Source organism: Dactylosporangium sp. CA-152071 (genome assembly GCF_050936335.1).
Taxonomy (GTDB): Bacteria; Actinomycetota; Actinomycetes; order Mycobacteriales; family Micromonosporaceae; genus Dactylosporangium; species Dactylosporangium maewongense.
Map to the genome: position 1 here is coordinate 1,929,771 of NZ_JBNJMZ010000002.1, position 20,946 is coordinate 1,950,716.

The window sequence follows — 20,946 nt, forward strand, 5'->3', positions numbered from 1 at the left end:
GCCGGCCCGACCCGGCGGCCGGCCCGCGGGTGGTGGCAGAACGGCAACCTGATGCTGACCGTCACCCTCGTGGTCGCCGCCGTGATCGCCGTCGGCGCGTTTCTCGTCGTCGACGGCGCCGGCAGCGAAGCCGAGCCGGTCACCGGCGCGGCCGACCCCCGGCTGGTCCGTGAGGACAGCCACCGCCTCGACGTCGCCGCCGACGCAAAGGTCACCCTGGTGGAGTTCCTGGACTTCGAGTGCGAGTCCTGCGGCGCCGCCTACCCGTCGGTCGAGCGGCTCCGCAAGGAGTACACCGGGAAGATCACCTATGTGGTGCGGTACTTCCCGCTGCCCAACCACACCAACGCCCAGAACGCCGCCCAGGCGGCCGAGGCCGCGGCGCAGCAGGACAAGTTCGAGGCCATGTACACCAAGCTGTTCGACACCCAGAAGGAGTGGGGCGAGGCGCGGACCTCGCACGCGGACACGTTCGCCGGCTACGCCGAGCAGCTCGGCCTCGACATGACCCGCTATCGCGCCGACGTCACCGCACCGGCCACGGTCGAGCGCGTCAACCGCGACAAGGCCGACGGCACCGACCTCGGCGTCCAGGGCACCCCGACGTTCTTCCTCAACGGCAAGCGGCTGCAGGTCTCCCCCACGTACGCCAACCTGAAGAAGGCCGTCGACGACGCCCTCGCGGCCGGCGGCTGATGCCGGTCCACGCCCGCAGGCTCGGGTGGCTGCTCACGGTCGCCGGCGCGCTCGGGCTGGCCGCCGCGTTCGTGCTCACCGTCGAGAAGATCCGGCTGCTGCAGGACCCGGCGTACCGGCCGACGTGCAGCATCAACCCGATCCTGTCGTGCGGCTCGATCATGGGCAGCGACCAGGCCGAGGTCTTCGGGTTCCCCAACCCCCTGCTCGGCCTGGTCGGGTTCACCGTGGTCGTCACCACCGGCGTCGCCGTCCTCGCCGGTGCCGTCCTGCCCCGCTGGTGGTGGCTCGGGCTGCAGGCGGGCGCCGTCTTCGGCGTGGTCTTCGTGCACTGGCTGTTCGTGCAGAGCGTGTACCGCATCGGCGCCCTGTGCCCGTACTGCATGGCCGTGTGGGTCGTGACGATCGCCGTCTTCTGGTACGTGACGCTGCACAACCTCGGCGGACGGCCGATCGTGGACGCGGTCGCGCGGTTCCACAGCACGATCCTCACCGCCTGGCTCCTGGTCCTGGTCGCGTTGATCGGCGTGGAGTTCTGGGACTTCTGGAGGACCTTGCGATGAGCTGGCGGACACTGTTCGCCGCGGTGGTGCTCGGCGGGCTCGCCGTCCTCGCGCTGCCGGCCGCACCGGCGGGCGCGCACGCGACGCTGGTCGGCTCGAACCCGACGGCGGACGTCGTCGTCGACGCGCTGCCCGGCGAGGTCGTCGTCACGTTCACCGAGCCCGTCCGGCCCGTCGCCGACAAGGTCAGGGTCATCGCGCCGGACGGCGGGCGCCTGGACACCGGCAAAGTCACGGCCCGCGGCGCCGACCTCGTCATCCCGCTGCGCGGCAACGGACCGCGAGGCACCTACCTGGTCAGCTACCGGGTCATCTCCGCGGACAACCACCCGATCAGCGGCGGCTTCGCCTTCTCCTACGGCGAGGTCACCGCCACCCCGACCGACGACGCGGGCGCCGACGTCCAGACCGACCCCCTGGTGAAGCACACCATGTCGGCCGCGCGGTGGATCGGGTTCATGGGACTGATCCTGCTGGTCGGGCCGGCCCTCGTCCTCCTCACCCTGTGGCCGGCCCGGTTGCCCACCACCGGTCCGGTCCGCCTCGCGCTCGCCGGTGCCGGTCTGGTCGCGGTCAGCGCCCTGCTGGAGCTGTACCTGCAGATCCCGTACACGTCCGGCGGCGGCCTTCTCGACGCAACCACCGACGGCGCAGGCGACGTGCTCGGCAGCACCTACGGCGCCGCACACCTGATCCGGCTCGCCGCCGTGGTCGCGGCCGTGCTGCTCCTGCGGCCGGTCGCCGGCCTGCGCGCCGGAAGGCTCGACCAGGCGCTGCTGATCGGGCTCAGCGTCGTCGGCGCCGCCACCTGGCCGCTGTCAGGGCACCCGAGCGCCTCCCCGGTCCCGGTGCTCACCGTCGTCGCCGACGCCGCGCACCTCGCCGCGATGGCCGTCTGGGTCGGTGGCCTGGTCATGCTGTTCGGGTTCCTGCTCCGCCACGCCGACCACCGCGAGCTGGGCGTCATCATGCCGGTCTGGTCCGGCTGGGCGCTGCTCGCCGTCACCGTCCTCGTCCTGGCGGGCACCGCCCAGGCTCTCGTCGAGATCGGCACCCTCGGCGCGCTCACCGGCACCCTGTACGGGCGGCTGGTCATCGTCAAGGTCTGCCTGTTCGCCGTCATCCTCGCGGCCGCCGCGTACGCGCGGAGCGTCACCAACCGCAACTACCCGGCCGCCACCGACGACGCGGACGAGGAAGTGGACGGCGCCACGGTACGCAGGCGGCTGCGGATCGGGGTCCTCGTCGAGACCGGCGTCGTCGTGCTCGTCCTCGGCGTGACATCCGTGCTGGTGCAGACGACCCCGGCGCGCAGCGTCGAGGCCGCCGCGGGCCGACCCGGCCGGCCGGTCGAGGTCAAGGTCAGCAGCGACCTGTTCCAGGTCGTCGTCGACGTCTCGCCGGCCAGGACCGGGATCAACACCGTCCACCTGTACGCCCGCAGACCCGACGGCAGCGCGCCGCTCAAGGTCGTGGAGTGGAAGGCGACGGTCGCACTGCCGTCGAGGGAGGTCGAACCGATCACGGTGCCGCTCGTGGCCCTCACCCCGGACCACGCCAGCGGACAGATCGCGTTCCCCACCGCCGGCACCTGGGACATGCGCGTCACCGTCCGCGTCGACGACATCAACCAGGCGACGGTCACCGCCAGAATCCCGGTCGGCTAGACCCTCTCGACCTACTACTAGTCCCGATAGTAGTATTCATCGCGAGCCGGGGACCTTGGTGTGGTCGCTGTCAACCCGGCTTGACGCGGCGCGCGTTCCGCCTCGCTCAGGGGCTCGCGCCGCGTGGCAGCGATCCCGCCGCGCCGGACGTTCTCTCAGATGCCGATCACTCCGGGCCCGACGGTCACCCGCAGCCAGATGATGAACTCGGTCCACGCGCCGGTCAGCAGCGCGAGACCGACCACCATCAGCATCACGCCGCCCGCCACGTTGATGGCGCGGCGGTAGGGGCGGGTCGCGGTGATGAAGGCCAGCCCGCGCCGCATGCCGACCGCGACGGCGAGGAACGGCAGACCGAGCCCGGCGCAGTACGCCGCGGCGAGCAGCAGCCCCCGGCCGACCGTCGCGTCCACCGCGGCCAGCGACAGCACCGCGCCGAGGGTCGGGCTCACGCACGGCACCCAGCCGAGCCCGAACGTCGCCCCGAGGATCGGCGCACCGGCCAGCCCGGCGCGGGGAAGGAACCGGAGCCGGCGCTCGCTGGGCACCCGGGGCAGCAGGCCGGCGAACGCCAGTCCCAGCGCGACGGTCAGCGCCCCCGCGACGACCTCGACCGTCCGGGCGTGCTGCCACAGCAGGCGACCGGCATGCGCGAACGTCACCCCGGTCAGCAGGAACACGACGGTGAACCCAGCGACGAACAGGCACGCACCGGCGAGCATGCGGCCACGCCCGGCCGCCGGCGCTGCGGCCACCGCGCCTCCTGCCGCATTCCCGGACGTCGCATTCCCGGACGTCGTGCTCCCGGACGCCACGGGTCGCGGTCCCGGCAGCGTGGTGGCGGCGAGGCCCGTGACGTAGGACAGGTAGCCGGGCACGAGCGGCAGCACGCACGGCGACAGGAAGCTCACCACACCCGCCAGCAGCGCTACGGCCATTCCCGCCAGCAGGGGGCCGCCCGCGGCGACCCCTGCGAAGAAGTCCCCCACCGGCGCTCCTCGATCAGACGCGAGCCACCACGGTACCAGCGACTCCTATCCGCCGTAGTAGGAGGGTGTTTCCGGGCTCATTCCGGCGCCGGGGAGCCGCCGGGCGGGCCGCCGTCGGCATTCAGCAGCCCGGCGAACTGGCGGACCAGGTCCGCGCCGGTCATGCCCGCCGCCGCGAACTCGTGCACCTCACCGTCGGCCATGCCGACGGACACCCGCACCCGCCCCCCTTCCTCGGTGCTGCGCGCCCACTGGATGCCCTCCAGCGGCAGGTCCGGTGCTGTCACACCGTCGCGGATCGCCCGTCCGGCCCGCACGGACAGGACCCAGCCGGCGACGGCCGTGGCCACGGCGAACACCGCGAGGGCGCCCGCGGCCGCGAAGAGCACCTCGCCGGCCCGGGCATTGACGGCGGCGCCGACGCCCATGCCGGTCATCGCGAGGGCCAGGGCGCCGAACGCGGACCCGCCCGCCCAGCGCAGCAGCGCCTGCCGGCGGGCTGCGCGGGCGACCACGTGCACACCGCCGTCGGTGAACCACAGCGTCGCCGTCGTCCCGTCCGCCACCTCGACCCCGCGCAGTTGCATGCCGCCACGGTACGCGCCCCGTCACCGCCGCCCGATCCGGCCACGGCGGTGGCACGATTCGGGGATTCGTTACTACTAGCCTGCCTAGTACTGTCCTTCTCAGCAACACGGACGACAACGACACAGCCAATTGGAAGGAACACCGCGATGAGCGAGTACGGCGAGTTCGAGACCGGTTACGAGTCCGGCGACGTCGAGCAGCTGCACACCGAGGCCGGCAGCGAGCAGGACTACCAGTCGGACTTCGGCGTCTACAGCCAGGACAGCGCGTCGGCCGAGTCCACGGACTTCGAGACCGGCAAGCACGTCGAGTACGTCGGCGCGGACGGCTCCCGCTACGAGTCCACCGACTACACCAGCTACAGCCACGACGAGGCCGAGACCAACAGCGTCTTCGCCGCCGAGGGCAGCGAGCAGTCGTCGTCCTCCGAGTACGCGAGCATCGACGCGCTGCGCGCCCAGTTCCAGTCCGCCTTCGCCGAGGGCACCCAGATCTCCGACGGCGGGCACGGCCCCTCCATCGCCGGACACTGACCCCTCTACGACCCCCGACGGGGTCGAGCGGTCCGCGCGCAGGTGCCAGCGGGGCGTGTCAGCCGCCATCAGGCGGAGGACACGCCCTTACGCGTGCGGAAGCCACGCATCGCGGCCGCTACGGCCCGGAGGCCGACGGTGGGTCGTGTCCGCCGGCGAGCAGCAGGACCGGCGTCGGCGCGGTGCTGTTGTGCCGGTCGGCCCAGGTGCTCAGGGCGGACTGGCAGGCGTGGTCGACGTGCCGCAGGCCGCGCAGGTCCAGTTGCACGGCCCGGTGCGCCGGCAGGGCCGACAGCGCGGTGAGGATGACGGGCAACCGCAGGAACGTGGCGTTGCCGACCAGCCTGACGTGGATCGGGCCCTGACCGGAGTCGGTGACGTGCACGCGGACGTGCGACGTCTCCCAGGCCGACTTCGCGACCGCGAGACCGATCCCGATCAGGACACCCTGGAACATGTCGATGAGCAGGATGGCGCCGGCGGTCCCGGCCAGCACCAGCGCCTCGCCCCGGTGCTCACGCCACAGCTGCGGCAGGACCTTGACCGCCGGCCCGGCGCTCCGCCAGGGGCTGGCTCCGCATGGGTCTGGCGACCTGGTCGCGGTCGATCCCCGTGCAGTCGGCGGGACGCTCCACGACCGGCAACTGCTGGTCGCCGGCCGCCGCGTGTACGCCGGAGACGGCGCCGACCGGATGGTGCACCGCGCCGAGGTGCAGCGACAGCGCGCACACGACCATTGCCACGGCCGACACGACCTTGCGCTGCACATCCACCCTCTCGTCGGCTCCGCCGGCGGGATCAGTCGGGTGGATCAACACGGCCGGCTCACGCCGGTTACGGGATGCCAGCTGTGAAATAGCTGAAAAAGGGCGAAACGGTCAGCGCCAAGGTTCCCGGCTACAACGACAGCGCGGCGGGCACCCAGGACCCGCAGCAGCGGTCGAACATCGCCATGGCGAGGGGCGCGACCGCGACCGCGGCCACTCCCGCGGCGACGCACGCCTTGGCCGCTGTGGCGAGCGGCCGCGGCGGGGCGAGGAGGCGGTGCAGTCGCTCCAGGCTGTCGCCGCCGCTGACGGCCAGCAGCCCGCCGCCCGCGCCGACCGGCTGCGCCATGGTGACGAGCGCCCGGGCGAGGTCGATCCGCTCGGCACTGCGGGCGGCGGTGTCGTCGGCGCACAGCTCGACCAGCCGCTCGACCTGCCGCCTCGCCAGCGTGAAGGCGGCGACCCCGGGAAACGCCTGCTCCAGGAACCGGACCCAGTGGGTGAGGTGGTAGTGCCGTCCGCTGGCGTGGGCGCGCTCATGGGCGAGCACGGCGTGCAGCTCCGGCGCCCGGAGCTGGTCCACGGCGCCGGAGGTGATCACGATGTCGGTCGCCCGCCCCGGCATCAGGTAGGCGGCGGGCTGGTCATGCCGCACCACCGTCGCGCCGGGCACCGGCGAGGGGATGCCGGCGAGCCGGACGAGCATCCGCAGATCGGCCCGCCGCGCACGCTGGACGGCGGCCATCCGGGTGACGCCGAGCCCCATCCGGTAGCACAGCGCTGCCACGGTCACGAGGCCGACGACCGCGGCGACCTGGGCCGGCGCGTCGTGCCGGCCGAGCAGCGAGTCGAGGCAGAAGTGCCAGGCCCCGCTCACCAGGTCGTGGGTGCGGTCCCAGTACAGCAGCAGGTTGAGCCCGGTGAGCAGGCTCGCCGCCACGACGGCGCACGACCCGACCAGCCAGGCGGTCAGGGCCAGCCGCGGCGCCCGCACCACCCACGACGCCCCGGCCAGCCGCGGCGCGGCCACGAGCGCGAGGACGAGCGTGAACGCGATGAGCAGCAGTGGACTCATCGGCCCGAGATCCGCCGCTCGTAGCTGTTGAGCGCCTCGCGGAGCGCGGCGGCGTCGTCCATGGTCATCCGGCCGACGAAGTGCATCAGCGCCTCGCCGCGGTCGCCGCTGTCCACGAGCACCTCGTGCATGGTCCGCGCGACGACCTGATCGCGGGTCAGTGCCGGCAGGTACCGGTACGCGCGGCCGTCCGGCTCACGGGTCAGCCAGCCTTTGCGGTACAGCGTGTCGATCACGGTCATGACGGTGGTGTAGGCGAGCTTCCGGTGCCACCGCAGGTCGTCCATCGCCTCGCGGACGGTGGTCGGCGCCTGCCGCTTCCACAGCACCTCCATGAGTGCCGTCTCCAGCTCTCCGAACCCTTGCACGACGCACCCTCCGCCCGACTGACGGCTAGCGTAGCGTGGCCGCGCCCACCACCGCGCCGCCCGAACGGTGGCGACCGGTCGTCGGAGCCACGACCGTACGCCGCAAGCTACTAGATTCGATAGTAGTTTGCCGTCCGGAGCATCGACGAGACGACGCGCAACACGGTAGTCGATCATCGACAGGATTCGGTGCCGGGACTTTTTTCGCGACCTGTTAAAATACTATCGATGGTCGTAGACTCCGCTGCATGTGGAGGACGTCCGCCAGGCAATCGTTTTCCTGTCGGGTGCTGGCGGCGACGGCGCTTGTCGCGGCCTGCGCCGGCTGTACCGCTGGACAACCGCCGACTGAGCACCGATCGCCCGCCGTCGCCGGTCCGGTGCTCGCGCCGCCGTCTGCCGGGTTGCCGGTGCACCCGTCCGGCAGCCCGACGGCCCTGCACGGTTCGTGGGACGTCAGTCAGGTGGACGACCCGTGCCGGACCCTCACGCAGCAGGAGGCCGCCCAGGTCCTGGCGATCCCGGTCGACCCGCCGAGGAAGGTGGAGAGCTGGCCGCCGGTGTGCGCCTTCGGCCTGACAGCCAAACTCGGACCCCTCGCCCCCGGCGGCACACCCACCATCACGGAGTACCTGTACCTGCTCGACGACTCCCAGACCAGCGGGCGTGACGACTTCGAGCGTGGGCGCAGCAACCCCGCCGTCGTCGAGCCCGTCACCGGGATCGGCGACGAGGCGTACTGGACGCCGGACAAGTACGAGCTGCAGGTGATGAGCGGCAAGACGCACGTCATCACCAAGTTCAGCGGCCGGAACCCGCCGGCCGACGCCAAGGCCAAGGCCATCGCGGTCACCCGGATCTCACTGCCCAGAGCGAAACCCTAGAAGAGCGCGGCACCGATCCACGACCCCCGCCCGACCCCCGGCGGGCACGCGAACACGCCGCCGGCCAGGTGCTGGCTGAAGCCCTTGAGCGGGTCGTTCGCGGCGAGCCGGCGCTGGATGGCGACGAACTGCCGCTGCGGGTCGCGCTGGTAGCAGATGAAGATGAGCCCGGCGTCGATCAGCCCGTTCGGGTCCGCGCCGGCGTCGTACGAGTAGGACCGCCGCAGCAGTTTGGCGCCGCCGTTCGCCTCGGGCGACGCCAACCGGGCGTGCGACGCGGGAAGGTCCAGGCGGTCGTTGCTGTCGCGGCGGCGGCCGATGACCGTCTCCTGGGTCGCGACGTCGGTGCGGTCCCAGGTGTCCAGCAGCAGCCGGATCCGGCGCACGACGAGGTAGGTGCCGCCGTGCAGCCACGCGGGTCCGTCGCTCACCCAGAGGTGCTCGGCCTGTTCCTGCTCCTTGGCCAGGTCGAGGTTGGCGGTGCCGTCGCGGAACCCGAACAACCCGACGGGGTCCGCCGCGTCGCCCGCGTCGCGGAAACCGACCTGCCGCCAGCGGAGCACGGCATTGCCCCGACCGGCGCTCACGAGCGCACGGACCGCGTCGTGTGCCGTCGTCGGGTGCTGGGCGCAGACCTGGACGCAGAGGTCGCCGCCGCCAGCGGCGGGCTCCAGAGACTCGCCGGGAAACGTGGGCAGTTCGGCCAGTGCCGCCGGGCGGCGGTCGACCAGGCCGAACCGGCCCTCCGTGAACAGGGCCGGTCCGAAGCCGAACGTGACGGTGAGCGCGGCACCCGCCGTGCGGGTCAACTCCTCGGCGACCCCGGTCCACGCCCGCAGCAGCTCGATCAGGCCGTCGCGATCCCTCGCCACCACGTCGAAGCCGGACATCTGCAGGAACGGCAGGACCGGCGTGGTGATGCCGGACTGGTGGACGCCGTGGAACGCGGGTGGCGGCGGGTCGCTGCACGCCGCCGCACCGAGCAGCGACCCGCCCAGGATCCCGGCGCCGGCCAGCACCGAGCGGCGCGGGATCCCCTGTCCTTCCACCACCGGCGCCATCGCCAGAACCTACATCGAGCGCCATGCATCAGGCGAGCGTGCCCGCATCATGCGGTGGTGGCGTGCCGGGACCGGAAGCCGCGCAGCCGCAGGCTGTTGGACACGACGAACACCGACGACAGGGCCATGGCGGCGCCGGCGAGCATCGGGTTGAGCAGGCCGGCGGCGGCGAGGGGCAGGGCGGCGACGTTGTAGGCGAACGCCCAGAACAGGTTGCTCTTGATGGTCCGCAGGGTCCGCCGGGACAGCCGGATCGCGTCGACTGCGGTGAGGAGATCGCCGCGGACGAGAGTGAGGTCGGAAGCCTCGATGGCGACGTCCGTGCCGGTGCCCATGGCGAGGCCGAGGTCGGCCTGGGCGAGCGCGGCGGCGTCGTTGACCCCGTCGCCGACCATCGCCACGACCTTCCCGGCGGCCTGCAGGCGGGCGACGGCGTCGACCTTGCCGGCGGGCAGCACGTCGGCGACGACCTCGGTGATGCCGACCTGCTCGGCGATGGTGCGGGCGACGGTGGCGTTGTCGCCGGTCAGCAGGATCGGCGTGAGGCCGAGCCGGCGCAGTTCGGTGATCGCCTGGCGGCTGGTCGGCTTGACCGTGTCGGCGACGGTCAGCACGCCCCGGGCCCGGCCGTCCCAGCCGGCGAGGATCGCGGTCTGCCCGGCGTGCTCGGCGGCGGCCTGTGCGGCCCGCAGCTCGTCGGGGATGGTCAGTCCGTCGTCGAGCAGCAGCCGGGCCCGCCCGGCGACAACCAGCCGCCCGTCGACGGTGCCCCGCACGCCCAGCCCTTCGGCGTTGGCGAATCCGGACACCGCGGGGAGTGCGCCGAACCGTTCGGTGGCCGCGGCGGCGATCGCGCGGGCGATCGGGTGTTCGGACGCGGCCTCGAGGGCACCGGCGAGGCGGAGCACCTCGTCGTCGACCGCGGCCGCGTCGACCAGCGCCATCCGGCCGGTGGTCACGGTGCCGGTCTTGTCCAGCACGACGGTGTCGATCCGCCTGGTGGATTCGAGGGCCTCGGGGCCCTTGATGAGGATGCCGAGCTGGGCGCCGCGGCCCGTACCGACGAGCAGCGCGGTCGGCGTGGCCAGGCCGAGGGCGCAGGGGCAGGCGATGATGAGCACGGCGACGGCCGCGGTGAACGCGGCGGTGAGGCCGGAGCCGGTGCCGATCCAGTAGCCGAGGGTGCCGGCGGCGAGCGCGATGACGATCGGGACGAACACGCCCGAGATGCGGTCGGCGAGGCGCTGGACGGCGGCCTTGCCGGTCTGGGCCTGCTCGACCAGCTTGGCCATCTGGGCGAGCTGGGTGTCGGCGCCGACGCGGGTGGCCCGCACGACGAGGCGCCCGCCGGCGTTGACGGTGGCGCCGGTGACGGCGCTGCCGGGCCCGACCTCGACCGGGACGGACTCGCCGGTGAGCATGGCCTCGTCGACGGCGGAGGTGCCCTCGTCGACGACGCCGTCGGTGGCGATCTTCTCCCCGGGCCGGACGACGAACCGGTCCCCCACCGCCAGCTGGTCGACCGGGATGCGGTGCTCGGTGCCGTCGCGCAGGACGGCGACGTCCTTGGCGCCGAGCTCGAGCAGGGCGCGCAGGGCGGCGCCCGCGCGGCGCTTGGCCCGGGCCTCGAAGTAGCGGCCGGCGAGGATGAACAGGGTGACGCCGGCGGCGGCCTCGAGGTAGATGTTGCCGGCGCCGTCGGTACGTTCGATGGTGAGCTCGAACGGGTGCGTCATGCCGGGGGTGCCGGCGGTGCCGAGGAACAGCGCCCACAGCGACCACCCGAACGCCGCCAGGGTGCCCAGCGACACGAGCGTGTCCATGGTGGCGGCGCCGTGGCGCAGGTTGGTCCAGGCGGCCTTGTGGAACGGCAGGCCGCCGTACACGACGACCGGTGCGGCGAGGGTCAGCGACGCCCACTGCCAGAAGTCGAACTGCCACGCCGGGACCATGGCGAGCAGGATCACCGGCACGGTCAGTACCAGCGAAACCCACAGCCGGGTCCGCAGCGGTCGCAGCTCGTCGACGGGCTCGGCGGTTGCCTGTGGTGGCGTGGGCAGGGCCGCGGTGTAGCCGGTCTGCTCGACGGTGGTGATGAGATCGGCGGCGGTGACGTCGCCGGTGACGGTGACGTCGGCCTTCTCGGTGGCGTAGTTGACGGTGGCGGTGACGCCGTCCATGCGGTTGAGCTTCTTCTCGATCCGCGCGGCGCAGGAGGCGCAGGTCATGCCGCCGATGGCCAGTTCGAAGCGCTGTGGTGCCGCGATCAGCGGCCGGGTGAGTGCCATGACATGTCCTCAGCTGTGCGTGTGACCGGGCTCGCCGTGCTCAGACGGGGCCGGATTCGATTGCGCCGTGGCGCCGGCGGTGGCGGTGAATTCCGCGGTACGGACGACGCCGCCGTGCTGGAAGTCCAGGAACAGCCGGTAGGTCCCGTCCGACGGCACCTCGGCGTAGAAGGTGATCCGCGGGCCGGCGGTGGTGCGGCCGTCGCCCGGCGTGCCGTCGGGGTGGACGTGCAGGTAGGCGAGGTCGCCGTCGCGCAACGCGACGAGGTGGCCGTACGCGCTGAGGTAGGGCTGCAGGTCGGTGACGGCGACGCCGTCGCGGGTGACGGTGAGGGTCAGCTTCGACGAGGTGCCGGGGACCAGGTCGCCGTCGACGGTGACGGTGTAGCCGTCGACGGTCGTGGTGCGCCCTGGCTCGGGGAGGGCCCGGGGCTGGTAGTCGCCGGGGGCGGGGACGTCGACGCCCAGGGTGAGGCCGCGCGGATGTCCGGCGGGCTGGAAGTCGGCGAAGACCCGGTACTGGCCGGGAGCTCCGGCGGTGAGGGGGACGCTCCAGGTGCCGTCGGCGTCGCGCTGCGGGTGCACGTGCTGGAACCCGGCCAGGTCGCGGCGCACGACGATGAGGTGCAGGTCCTTGTCGTGGCTTCTGGTGTAGGCGGTGACGGGTCCGCCGCCGGGGCCGGTGATCCGGAAGCGGAACGGGGCGGGCCCGGTCGTGCTCAGCGTGGTGCTGAGCGGTTCGATGCGGTAGCCGTCCTGGGTGACCTGCAGCCCGGCGGGCAGTGCCGCCGCGGCCCCGGTCTGGTGCTGGTCGTGGCCGCCGGTCGGCTGGTGGCCGGGGTCGGCGGCGGCGTCGTGGTCGGTGCCGGTGTGGGCGGCCGGGGCCGCGGTGGGACCGGCGACGTGGCCGATCCCGACCGCGGCGGCGAACACGGCCGCCAGGCCGAGCGCGTAGGCGCCGAGCTTGAGCGGTGTGCGCATGACTACCTCGCCACCTCGTAGAGGGAAGTCGTCGTGTTCATTGCGGTGCTCCTCATCGGTCGATGGTTCCACTGTACCCCTACCCCCTAGGGGTATCAACGAGACGGTCTTGTCCCGGTGCGGATGTGACAGGTCAGACCCGGACGGGCTCGGTCGCGGCCGCGGGCGCCGGGCGCAGTGCGATCGCGGCGATCACGGCGCCGGCCAGGGCGATCACCGCGGCGCCGGTGAACGCGGCGGAGTAGCCGTCGGTGAGCGCGGGCAGGTCGCCGAGCCGGTCGGCGCCAGACGCGGCGGCGACCGCGGTCATCGCGGCCAGGCCGAGCGCGGAGCCGACCTGGTAGCTGGTGTTGACGATGCCGGCCGCCAGCCCGCCCTCCTCGGGCCTGGCCGCACCGATCGCGGTGCCCAGCGACGGGATGAAGGCGAGCGACATGCCCAGCGCCGCGACGAGCGAGGCGGGCAGCACGTCGGCGACGAAGCTGCCGGTCGGGCGGACGAACGCCAGCCAGCCGAGGCCCGCGGCGAGCACGGTCAGGCCGGCGACGACCGTCGTCCTGGGGCCGAACCGGCCGATCGCCCGCGGGGCGAGGAAGATCATGCCGAGCATGATGAGAGCGGTCATCGGCAGCAGCGCGGCGCCGCTGGGGAAGGCGCTGTAGCCGAGGACCTGCTGCAGGTACAGGTTGAGGTAGAACCACATCGGGATCCATGCCGCGCCGAGCAGCAGCTGCGCGACGTTGGCCGCGGCGAGGTTCGGCGCCCGGAAGATCGACAGCCGCATCAACGGCTCGCGGCGGGCCGCCTGGATCGCCACGAACGCGGCGAGCGCGAGCGCCGCGGCGCCGAGCACGAGCCAGGTCCGCACCGAGGACCAGCCGACCTCGGGGGCGCGGACGATCGCGTACACCGCGGCGGCCAGGCCCACGGTGACGGTGAGCGCGCCGAGCAGGTCGAGCGAGCCGCGGCGGGCGCCACCGGACGGCATCACCGCCGGGATGGCGGCGAGGACGAGCACGGCGATCGGGACGTTGATGTAGAACACCCAGGGCCAGCTGACGTACTCGGTGATGACCCCGCCGAGGAACACCCCGGCCGTGCCACCGGCCGGCGCGGCCGCACCATACAGCGCCAGGGCCTTGGTGAGCTCCTTCGGCTCGGCACCGAAGAGCATCATCAGCAGCGTCAGCGCCGACGGGGCGATGAGTGCCGCGCCGGCGCCCTGCACGGCGCGGGCGGCCAGCTCGACCGCGACGCCGTCGGCGAGCCCGGCGGCGAGCGACCCGGCCAGCAGGACCGCCCAGCCCCCGGTGAACACCCGCCGGGCGCCGAACAGGTCCGACAGCCGGCCACCGAGCAACAGCAGGCCGCCGAACGCGACGACGTAGGCATTGAAGACCCAGGACAGGTCGCCCGGGGTGAAGCCGAGGTCGTCCCGCATGCGGGGCAGGGCGACACCGATGATCGAGGTGTCCATGATGACCATGAACTGAGCCAGGGCGATGAGCCCGAGGGCCCACCACCGCCGGGATGCGCTTGCCATCTCCACCACTCCTTCGTACCCCCAGGGGGTATTGCGTGGAGCCATCCTTACCCCCAGGGGGTATACCCGTCAACCCTGACTTCGCCACAGCGACCGCCGCCGGCGATCCGGATGTTCGTCCGCGCGCGTCGAGCGCTGCTGAGCCGCGGCAGACGACCTGGACGATACCCCCGGGGGGTTCATACACTGGGTGGCATGACGACACCGGCACGCGGCTACACCGCGACCAAGGACCAGCTGCAGGGCCGCCTCAGACGCATCGAGGGGCAGGTGCGCGGGATCGAGAAGATGGTCGACGAGGACCGCTACTGCATCGACGTGCTCACCCAGATCGGCGCGATCCAGGCCGCCCTGGACAAGGTCGCACTGGGCCTGCTGGACGACCACTCCCGGCACTGCATGCAGCACGGCGCCGAGGAGGGCAAGGGCGAGGAGATGGCCACCGAGATGATGGCCGCCGTCGGCCGCCTGCTGCACCGCGGCTGAAGGCCCCTGCTATGAGGCCGCTGCGGCGCGGCGCAGGCCGAAGCCGGTGATGCCGCGCGGGGGACTGAAACGAACCCGCGGGTGCGGCACCGCCGCATGCCGGCGCCGCACCCACGGGGTGACACGGAGCGACTACAGCTTGGCCAGCATCCCCTGCATCTCGGTGATCTCCGCGGTCTGGTCCGCGGCGATCTTCCCGGCGAGCTGCTTGGCCACCGGGTCCTGGCCCTGGGCCTGTTCGGTCTTGGCCATCTCGACCGCACCCTGATGGTGCTTGATCATCATCTGCAGGAACATGGTGTCGAAGTCCTTGCCGGTGGCCTTGGACATGTCCTGCATCTCCTGGTCGGTCATCATGCCGGGCATGTGTCCCATGCCGCCCATGTCGCCGTGGCTCATACCACCGGGGCTGGGGACCGGCTCACCCCAGGCGGTCAGCCAGCCGGACATGGTGGCGATCTCCGGCTCCTGCGCCTTGGCGATCCTGTCGGCCAGGGCCTTCACCTCCGGCGTGGTGGCCTTCGACTGGGCGATCTTCGCCATGTCGAGGGCCTGACGGTGGTGCGGGATCATGTCGGTGGCGAACTTGACGTCGGTGGCGTTGAACGTGGCACCCGACTTCGGCGCCGCGACGGACGTGGGCGCGCCGGTGCCCATGGTGCCGTGGTCCATCCCGCCGTCGCCGCAACCACCGGCGAGCAGGGCGAGGCTGAGCGCGCCGGTGGCGATCGCGGCCCGGCGAAGGTTGATCGTGCGCATGGTGAGTCCAGCTCCTGAGGATTCGAAACGGTGACGCGGACGCGTCAGGACGTCGCCGCGGGCAGGGTGCCGGCGGCATCAACGACTCCTGAGACGGCCTACGTACGCCAGATCGACAGCACGCTGCGCGCCGGCGGTCCGCAACCGCTGCCGCCGGCCGCCTCGGCCGCGACGGTGACGGCCAGCGTCCGGACCACAGTGGCGGGCGGCACCGCTTGTGACACGGTGAAGGTGGGGGCTGGGGCGCCGATGGCGGGCGGCATGGCCGACTGGCACATCGCCTCGGCGTGACCGCCTCCGTGCGGACCGCCGGGACAGGAGTCGTGGTGCCCGTCCGGAGCGCACTGCGGCATCGCCTGGACGGTCGTCGCCGTGCTCGCGTGCGTCGCCTGCGGGAGCGGGGCGGCGGCCAGGGTGTGCATCCACGCGACACCCAGCACGAGCAGCACCGCGGCCAGCAGCCAGGCGTGCGACCGCACACCGGCAGACTGAATGCGGCGGCTTCGCACCACTCCCCGACCACCTCCTATGCAACATCGTAGACCTCGGACCCAGGCCACTCTCGACTGCCGTGCATACCCCATGGGGGTGCGTCGAGCGGGACGGAAGGAGCCGGCGATGACACAGCCGCACGGCGCCGGGCACGACAAGCACGCGGGGCACGACCCTGAGGCGTTCCGGCGCAAGTTCTGGCTCAGCCTCGTGCTGACCATCCCGATCGTCGCGACCAGCCACATGGTGATGGGCTGGCTCGGCTACCGGCTCGACTTCCCGGGCATGGCTCTCGTCGGGCCGGTGCTCGGCACGGTGGTGTTCCTCTACGGCGGATGGCCGTTCCTCGCCGGCGCGGTCGCCGAGGTCCGCGACCGCGCCCCGGGCATGATGCTGCTCATCGCGATGGCGATCACCGTCGCCTACACCGCCTCCATGGCCACCAGCCTCGGCTGGTTCGACCTGGAGTTCTGGTGGGAGCTGGCCGCGCTGGTCACCATCATGCTGCTCGGGCACTGGCAGGAGATGAAGGCGATCGGCCAGGCCGGCGGCGCCCTCGCGGCCCTCGCCGCGCTGCTGCCCGACGACGCCGAGCTCCTCGACACGGACGGCCGGCCACGGCCCGTGCGGGTCAGCGACCTGCGCGTCGGGGACACGGTGCTGGTCCGCTCCGGCGGCCGGGTGCCCGCCGACGGTCGCATCGTCGACGGCCGGGCCGAGCTCGACGAGTCGATGGTGACCGGCGAGTCGCGGCCGGTCGCCCGGACCGCCGGCGACCGGGTCGTGGCCGGCACCGTCGCCACCGACTCAGCGTTGCGCGTCGAGGTCGAGGCCGTCGGCGACGACACCGCCCTCGCCGGCATCCAGCGCCTCGTCGGGCAGGCCCAGCGGTCCCGCGGCCGGGCACAGGTCCTCGCCGACCGGTTCGCCGCCTGGCTGTTCTACGTCGCCGCCGGCGCCGGGCTGATCACCTTCGCCGCCTGGTGGGCGGCCGGCGACCTGGACGGGTCGGTGGTGCGGACGGTCACGGTGCTGGTCATCGCCTGCCCGCACGCGCTCGGCCTGGCCATCCCGCTGGTGATCGCGCTGTCCACGGCGGTGGCCGCCCGCGCCGGGATCCTGGTCAAGGACCGCCTCGCGCTGGAGCGGATGCGCACCGTCGACGCGGTGCTGTTCGACAAGACCGGCACCCTGACCAAGGGCGCGCACACCGTCACCGGCGTCACCGCGGCCGCCGGGCACACCGATCTGCAGGTGCTGCGCACCGCCGCCGCGGTGGAGGCCGACAGCGAACATCCCCTGGCCCGGGCCATCGTGACCGCGGCCCGGCGGGACGGCGCGACCGACCTGCGTGCCGAGGAATTCCAGTCGCTGACCGGCCGCGGCGTGCGGGCCACCGTCGGCGGGGTCCGTTACGCCGTCGGCGGCCCGGCGCTGCTGCGTGAGCTGCGCGTCGGCCTGCCCGACGACGTCGCCGCCGCGGCCGCCGCGTGGGCCGGGCGCGGCGCCGCCGTGCTGCACCTGATCCGGCTCGACGATGACGCCGCGCACGCCGTCGGCGCGCTCGCCCTGGAGGACGAGGTCCGGCCGGAGGCGAGGGAGGCGATCGCGCGGCTGCGGCGGCTCGGCGTCGGCAAGACCGTCATGATCACCGGGGACGCCCGGCAGGTCGCCGACGCCGTCGCCGCCGACCTCGGGCTGCGGCCGGGCGTCGACGAGGTGTACGCCGAGGTCCTCCCGGCCGACAAGGACCGGACCGTCGCCGACCTGCAGCGGCGCGGGCTGCGCGTGGCGATGGTCGGCGACGGCGTCAACGACGCCCCGGCCCTGGCCCGCGCCGATGTCGGCATCGCCATCGGCGCCGGCACCGACGTCGCCATCGAGTCGGCCGGCGTCGTGCTGGCCTCGTCCGACCCGCGTGGCGTCACCGGCGTCATCCGGCTGTCCAGGGCCAGCTACGGCAAGATGGTCCAGAACCTGGCCTGGGCCGCCGGGTACAACATCGTCGCGATCCCGCTCGCCGCCGGCGCCCTCGCCTGGGCCGGGATCACCCTCAGCCCGGCCGTCGGGGCCGTGCTGATGTCCGCGTCGACGATCGTCGTCGCGCTCAACGCGCAACTCCTGCGCCGGGTCCAGCTCACCCCGAGCCGGTGAACGGGCGGGATCCGTCAGCCGGGGCGGCGGGCGCCCATGTACGGCATGGTGTCGATGCGGGCCATCCGGACCGGCACCCCCGCACGGGACGCGTGGACCATCAGGTTGTTGCCGACGTACATCCCGACGTGGTGCAGGTCGCTGTAGAAGAAGACCAGGTCGCCGGGTCTCAGGTCGGCCTTGCTGACCGCGCTGCCCTGCTTCCACTGCGCGCCCGTGTAGTGCGTGAGCGACACGCCCGCGGCCTTCCAGGCGTACTGGGTCAGGCCGGAGCAGTCGAAGGTGCCGGGTCCGACGGTGCCGAACACGTACGGCTTGCCGATCTGCGCGCAGGCGGTCTTGACCGCGGTGCCCGCCGCGCCGCCGATGTACACGGCCGGGCACTGACCGATGTACAGCTCGCTCTTGGGCACGTCGGTCGCGCCGAGCTGCCGGCGCAGCGCCTGCAGCCGGTCGACCTCGGCCTGGATCGACTTCTTGCGGGCGGCGAGCTCGGTCTCCTGCGCCTGCTGCTGCGCGACGAGGGCGTCGATCTTCGCCTTGTCGGCGGCGTATCCGTCGCGGAGCTGCGCGACGGACGCGATCTGGTCGGCGCTGCTCTTCGCGAGGCGGTTCAACGTCGCGAGCTGCTCGGCGAACGTCTGGGGCGAGTCGGTCGACAGCAGCACGCTGAGCACCGACGCGCTGCCGTACTTGTACTGCCGCGCCGCCATCACCCCGACCTCGTGCATGGCGGCGTCGACCTGCTGCTGCAGGGGCGTGAGCGTGGCGGTGAGCGTCTTGGCCTTGGCCTGGTTCGCCGCGAGCTGGCTGTGCAGGTCGTTGTACTGCTCGATGACCGGCTCGAGCTTCTCCCACGCCTCGTCCAGCTGCCGCTCGATCTCCGGCAGCGACGGCTCGGCGTGCGCCGAGACGGACGGCACCAGTCCGGCGAGGGCGACGGCGGCCACGACCAGCGTTCTGCGAACGATCGAGAACGTGCGGTTACGGTCCACCGAGGCGACGCCCTTCCTCCAGCCGGCGCCCCAGGGCCTCGAGGGAGACCTGCCGCCGAGACGGGCCGTGGCCCACCGTAGAGAGGTCCACGACCGCAAATCAACCCATCGGCCGACTTCCTTCGCTACGCAGCCGGATCGTCACGTGGCGTGTATTCCTATTGGCGATCGGACATGCGGCACACCGAGCTGACGAGCGTATCGGTGGGCACTCCGGCCGCCAGCGTGCGCCGTTTCGCCTTGCTCCGCCTGTACATGCGACCTCCTATGACGAATAGGAGCCGATGAGGCGGTGTGGGCCTCGCTGCCCCCAGGCGCCGCTCGCGCCAGACGATTGACATCAACAGGAAGCTTTGTTTACAGTTGCTCGCCGTTCCCCCTAGAGAGGATCGTCGATGCGCAGGTTCCTCGTTCGGGCAGCCGCGCTCGGCGTGCTGCTGGCAGGGCTCACCGGGGTGTCCGGCGCCACCGCCGCGACCGGGCCGGTCCCGCTCGCACCTGCTGACCTGACCGGGTCGGTCGCCAACACCGGGATCTCGCTGTCGTGGCGGCAGCCGGCGGGCGGTCCCGCGGTCGCGTCGTTCCGGGTGTACGAGGGCGGGGTGGTCGTGCGGCGCACCGCGACGACGTCGGCGCCCATGCAGTACATCGGCGTCAACACCACCCACACCTACACCGTGACCGCGGTCTCCGCGACCGGCGTGGAGTCGGCCCAGTCGGCGCCGTTCACGGGGACCACGTGGACGCCCGGCATGGCGCCGCAGTGCACCGAGCCCGCGCCAACCACCGTGTTCGACGTGACCTCCTCCGCCCTGTCGGTGCGCTGGACCGTGGGCCGGTCGTCGCCGCTGCTCGCCCTGAGCGTCAACGGCCGCGATCACGGCATCGTGTCCGGCACCAGCCTGCGGGTCGGGGGCCTCACCCCGGACACCTCGTACGCGGTCGCGCTGCGGCGGGTCGGCTGCGGCTCGCAGGAACCCACGGTGGGGTACGCGACCACCCGCACCCTGCCGGGCACGACGAACACCACGGCGGCCCCGCGCGACCTGGTCGTCACCGGCCGCAGCGACCGCTCCATCGCGCTGGCCTGGTCGGGGCCGGCGGACGGGTCCTACGTCCACCAGTACGCGATCTACGACGGCGCCTACCGGGTGGCCACGAGCTGGACCCGGTCGGCGACGGTCACCGGACTGTTCCACGGCACCGGGCACCGCTTCACGGTGGCGGCGCTGAACGTGGCCGGCAACGAGTCCGAGCACAGCCCCGTGCTGTCGCCGTCGACCGAACCCTGCCCGGCCCAGCCGCCGGCCCCGGCGCGGGTGAGCGCGTCCGCCGTCACCGCGTCCACCGTCCGCCTCGACTGGACCCTCGAGTCGACCGCCACCTCGTACACCGTGCTGGACGGCAACACCGTCGTCGCCACCGTCACCGAGCCGGCCGCGGTGCTCACCGGCCTGGCGTCCGCGTCGACGCACCAGCTGCGCGTGGTGGGCCTGCTGACCGGCTGCACCGACACGCCCGCCTCGGCGCCGGTCACGGTGACCACGCTGCCGGGAGCGGCCGACCGGCCGGCGGCCCCGGCCGGCTTCCAGGCGGGCCGGGCGACGATCGCCGACGGGTACTACGCCGACATCCCGCTGTCCTGGTCGACCTCGGCCGGCCTGACCTACCGCCTCTACGACGGCGCGACGGTGGTCGGCACCTACCCGGCCGGCGCGGTGACCCTGCGCACGCGGGGCGCCGAACGCCACGTGTACCGGCTGACCGCGGTCAACGCCAACGGCGACGAGTCGGCGCCGTCCGGCCCGGTCGAGGTCATCACCCCGTTCCTGGTCGCGCCTTAACGACAGCCGCCCGGCAGGCCAGGGTGGTGGGCCCCCCGTTTCCGGCCCACCACCCTGGCCTGCGTCGTGTCGAAGCACCGGTGTCCGGGATGTCTCCCAGGATCGCCGGGCGCAGTGGCGGCCGCGAGGTCGGCGGGCGGAAGTTGACCGGCAACTTCCGCCGCTGAGATCCTGGGCCCCGGCATGGGTCCGGCCCGGTACTGATGCCGTCGG

Annotated in this window: 21 protein-coding genes; 8 read left to right on the top strand and 13 right to left on the bottom strand. The window is 72.8% G+C overall.

Annotated elements, in window-relative coordinates:
* Nucleotides 1-51: 51 nt before the first annotated feature.
* From ACQEVZ_RS48455 to ACQEVZ_RS48465, 3 genes are read left to right on the top strand one after another with little or no spacing between them, the layout of a single operon-like run.
* Nucleotides 52-696 (top strand): DsbA family protein, encoded by a 645-nt coding sequence (locus tag ACQEVZ_RS48455; protein WP_433386116.1) that lies wholly within the window; start codon nucleotides 52-54, stop codon nucleotides 694-696.
* Nucleotides 696-1,259: a vitamin K epoxide reductase family protein gene (locus ACQEVZ_RS48460; RefSeq protein WP_354894546.1), complete on the top strand. Its 564-nt coding sequence runs from the start codon at nucleotides 696-698 to the stop codon at nucleotides 1,257-1,259. The genes ACQEVZ_RS48455 and ACQEVZ_RS48460 overlap by 1 nt, the downstream gene beginning before the upstream one ends.
* Nucleotides 1,256-2,926 (top strand): copper resistance CopC/CopD family protein, encoded by a 1,671-nt coding sequence (locus ACQEVZ_RS48465; protein ID WP_433381405.1) that lies wholly within the window; start codon nucleotides 1,256-1,258, stop codon nucleotides 2,924-2,926. The genes ACQEVZ_RS48460 and ACQEVZ_RS48465 overlap by 4 nt, the downstream gene beginning before the upstream one ends.
* A 155-nt stretch (nucleotides 2,927-3,081) precedes the next feature.
* Here ACQEVZ_RS48465 and ACQEVZ_RS48470 read toward each other — a convergent pair whose 3' ends face one another.
* Both ACQEVZ_RS48470 and ACQEVZ_RS48475 read right to left on the bottom strand, forming a co-directional pair.
* On the bottom strand, nucleotides 3,082-3,915 hold the full coding sequence (locus tag ACQEVZ_RS48470) for a cytochrome c biogenesis CcdA family protein (RefSeq protein ID WP_433381408.1): 834 nt from the start codon (nucleotides 3,913-3,915) through the stop codon (nucleotides 3,082-3,084).
* Between the two features lie 77 nt (nucleotides 3,916-3,992).
* A complete protein-coding gene (locus tag ACQEVZ_RS48475; RefSeq protein ID WP_433381411.1) occupies nucleotides 3,993-4,502 on the bottom strand; it encodes a hypothetical protein in 510 nt (169 codons plus the stop codon).
* A 147-nt stretch (nucleotides 4,503-4,649) separates the two neighbouring features.
* On the opposite strand from ACQEVZ_RS48475, the gene ACQEVZ_RS48480 reads away from it, so the two are divergent.
* Entirely contained in the window at nucleotides 4,650-5,036 is a 387-nt protein-coding gene (locus ACQEVZ_RS48480) for a hypothetical protein (RefSeq protein ID WP_363397687.1), read from the top strand.
* Nucleotides 5,037-5,154: 118 nt separating this feature from the next.
* Here ACQEVZ_RS48480 and ACQEVZ_RS48485 read toward each other — a convergent pair whose 3' ends face one another.
* The 4 genes from ACQEVZ_RS48485 to ACQEVZ_RS48500 all read right to left on the bottom strand — a co-directional run bounded on the left by ACQEVZ_RS48485 (nucleotide 5,155) and on the right by ACQEVZ_RS48500 (nucleotide 7,246).
* The gene (locus tag ACQEVZ_RS48485) at nucleotides 5,155-5,532 is read right to left on the bottom strand and encodes a hypothetical protein (protein WP_433381414.1); all 378 of its coding nucleotides are present in this window, start codon (nucleotides 5,530-5,532) and stop codon (nucleotides 5,155-5,157) included.
* A 19-nt stretch (nucleotides 5,533-5,551) separates the two neighbouring features.
* A complete protein-coding gene (locus tag ACQEVZ_RS48490) occupies nucleotides 5,552-5,809 on the bottom strand; it encodes a hypothetical protein (RefSeq protein ID WP_433381417.1) in 258 nt (85 codons plus the stop codon).
* A 124-nt stretch (nucleotides 5,810-5,933) separates the two neighbouring features.
* Nucleotides 5,934-6,878 (bottom strand): M56 family metallopeptidase, encoded by a 945-nt coding sequence (locus ACQEVZ_RS48495; RefSeq protein ID WP_354894530.1) that lies wholly within the window; start codon nucleotides 6,876-6,878, stop codon nucleotides 5,934-5,936.
* Entirely contained in the window at nucleotides 6,875-7,246 is a 372-nt protein-coding gene (locus ACQEVZ_RS48500; RefSeq protein WP_344500022.1) for a BlaI/MecI/CopY family transcriptional regulator, read from the bottom strand. Before ACQEVZ_RS48500 ends, ACQEVZ_RS48495 begins: the two co-directional genes overlap by 4 nt.
* A gap of 464 nt (nucleotides 7,247-7,710) precedes the next feature.
* Between ACQEVZ_RS48500 and ACQEVZ_RS48505 the strand changes: the two genes are divergently transcribed.
* Nucleotides 7,711-8,130, top strand: a complete 420-nt coding sequence (locus tag ACQEVZ_RS48505; protein ID WP_433381421.1) for a hypothetical protein — start codon at nucleotides 7,711-7,713, stop codon at nucleotides 8,128-8,130.
* Here ACQEVZ_RS48505 and ACQEVZ_RS48510 read toward each other — a convergent pair.
* From ACQEVZ_RS48510 to ACQEVZ_RS48525, 4 genes are all read right to left on the bottom strand, one after another.
* Nucleotides 8,127-9,191 carry a Dyp-type peroxidase gene (locus ACQEVZ_RS48510; RefSeq protein WP_433381424.1) on the bottom strand — a complete coding sequence of 355 codons (1,065 nt, stop codon included), beginning with the start codon at nucleotides 9,189-9,191 and terminating at the stop codon, nucleotides 8,127-8,129. The genes ACQEVZ_RS48505 and ACQEVZ_RS48510 overlap by 4 nt on opposite strands.
* 47 nt (nucleotides 9,192-9,238) lie before the next feature.
* Complete coding sequence (locus tag ACQEVZ_RS48515; RefSeq protein WP_433381427.1) at nucleotides 9,239-11,479, bottom strand: heavy metal translocating P-type ATPase; 2,241 nt, start codon at nucleotides 11,477-11,479, stop codon at nucleotides 9,239-9,241.
* Between the two features lie 9 nt (nucleotides 11,480-11,488).
* Nucleotides 11,489-12,460, bottom strand: a complete 972-nt coding sequence (locus ACQEVZ_RS48520) for a hypothetical protein (protein ID WP_433381430.1) — start codon at nucleotides 12,458-12,460, stop codon at nucleotides 11,489-11,491.
* 133 nt (nucleotides 12,461-12,593) lie between these two features.
* Complete coding sequence (locus tag ACQEVZ_RS48525; protein ID WP_433381433.1) at nucleotides 12,594-14,003, bottom strand: MFS transporter; 1,410 nt, start codon at nucleotides 14,001-14,003, stop codon at nucleotides 12,594-12,596.
* Between the two features lie 195 nt (nucleotides 14,004-14,198).
* Here ACQEVZ_RS48525 and ACQEVZ_RS48530 point away from each other — a divergent pair, with 195 nt between their 5' ends.
* Complete coding sequence (locus ACQEVZ_RS48530) at nucleotides 14,199-14,489, top strand: metal-sensitive transcriptional regulator (protein ID WP_433381436.1); 291 nt, start codon at nucleotides 14,199-14,201, stop codon at nucleotides 14,487-14,489.
* 132 nt (nucleotides 14,490-14,621) lie between these two features.
* On the opposite strand, the gene ACQEVZ_RS48535 is transcribed toward ACQEVZ_RS48530, so the two are convergent.
* Complete coding sequence (locus tag ACQEVZ_RS48535) at nucleotides 14,622-15,248, bottom strand: DUF305 domain-containing protein (RefSeq protein ID WP_433381439.1); 627 nt, start codon at nucleotides 15,246-15,248, stop codon at nucleotides 14,622-14,624.
* 98 nt (nucleotides 15,249-15,346) lie between these two features.
* Nucleotides 15,347-15,727: a DUF6153 family protein gene (locus tag ACQEVZ_RS48540; RefSeq protein WP_433381442.1), complete on the bottom strand. Its 381-nt coding sequence runs from the start codon at nucleotides 15,725-15,727 to the stop codon at nucleotides 15,347-15,349.
* 139 nt (nucleotides 15,728-15,866) lie between these two features.
* On the opposite strand from ACQEVZ_RS48540, the gene ACQEVZ_RS48545 reads away from it, so the two are divergent.
* Complete coding sequence (locus ACQEVZ_RS48545) at nucleotides 15,867-17,894, top strand: copper-translocating P-type ATPase (protein WP_433381445.1); 2,028 nt, start codon at nucleotides 15,867-15,869, stop codon at nucleotides 17,892-17,894.
* Between the two features lie 14 nt (nucleotides 17,895-17,908).
* Here the strand turns inward: ACQEVZ_RS48545 and ACQEVZ_RS48550 are convergent, their stop codons facing one another.
* Complete coding sequence (locus ACQEVZ_RS48550; protein ID WP_433381448.1) at nucleotides 17,909-18,889, bottom strand: NlpC/P60 family protein; 981 nt, start codon at nucleotides 18,887-18,889, stop codon at nucleotides 17,909-17,911.
* A gap of 395 nt (nucleotides 18,890-19,284) precedes the next feature.
* Between ACQEVZ_RS48550 and ACQEVZ_RS48555 the strand changes: the two genes are divergently transcribed.
* On the top strand, nucleotides 19,285-20,733 hold the full coding sequence (locus ACQEVZ_RS48555) for a fibronectin type III domain-containing protein (protein WP_433381451.1): 1,449 nt from the start codon (nucleotides 19,285-19,287) through the stop codon (nucleotides 20,731-20,733).
* The last annotated feature ends 213 nt before the right edge of the window (nucleotides 20,734-20,946 follow it).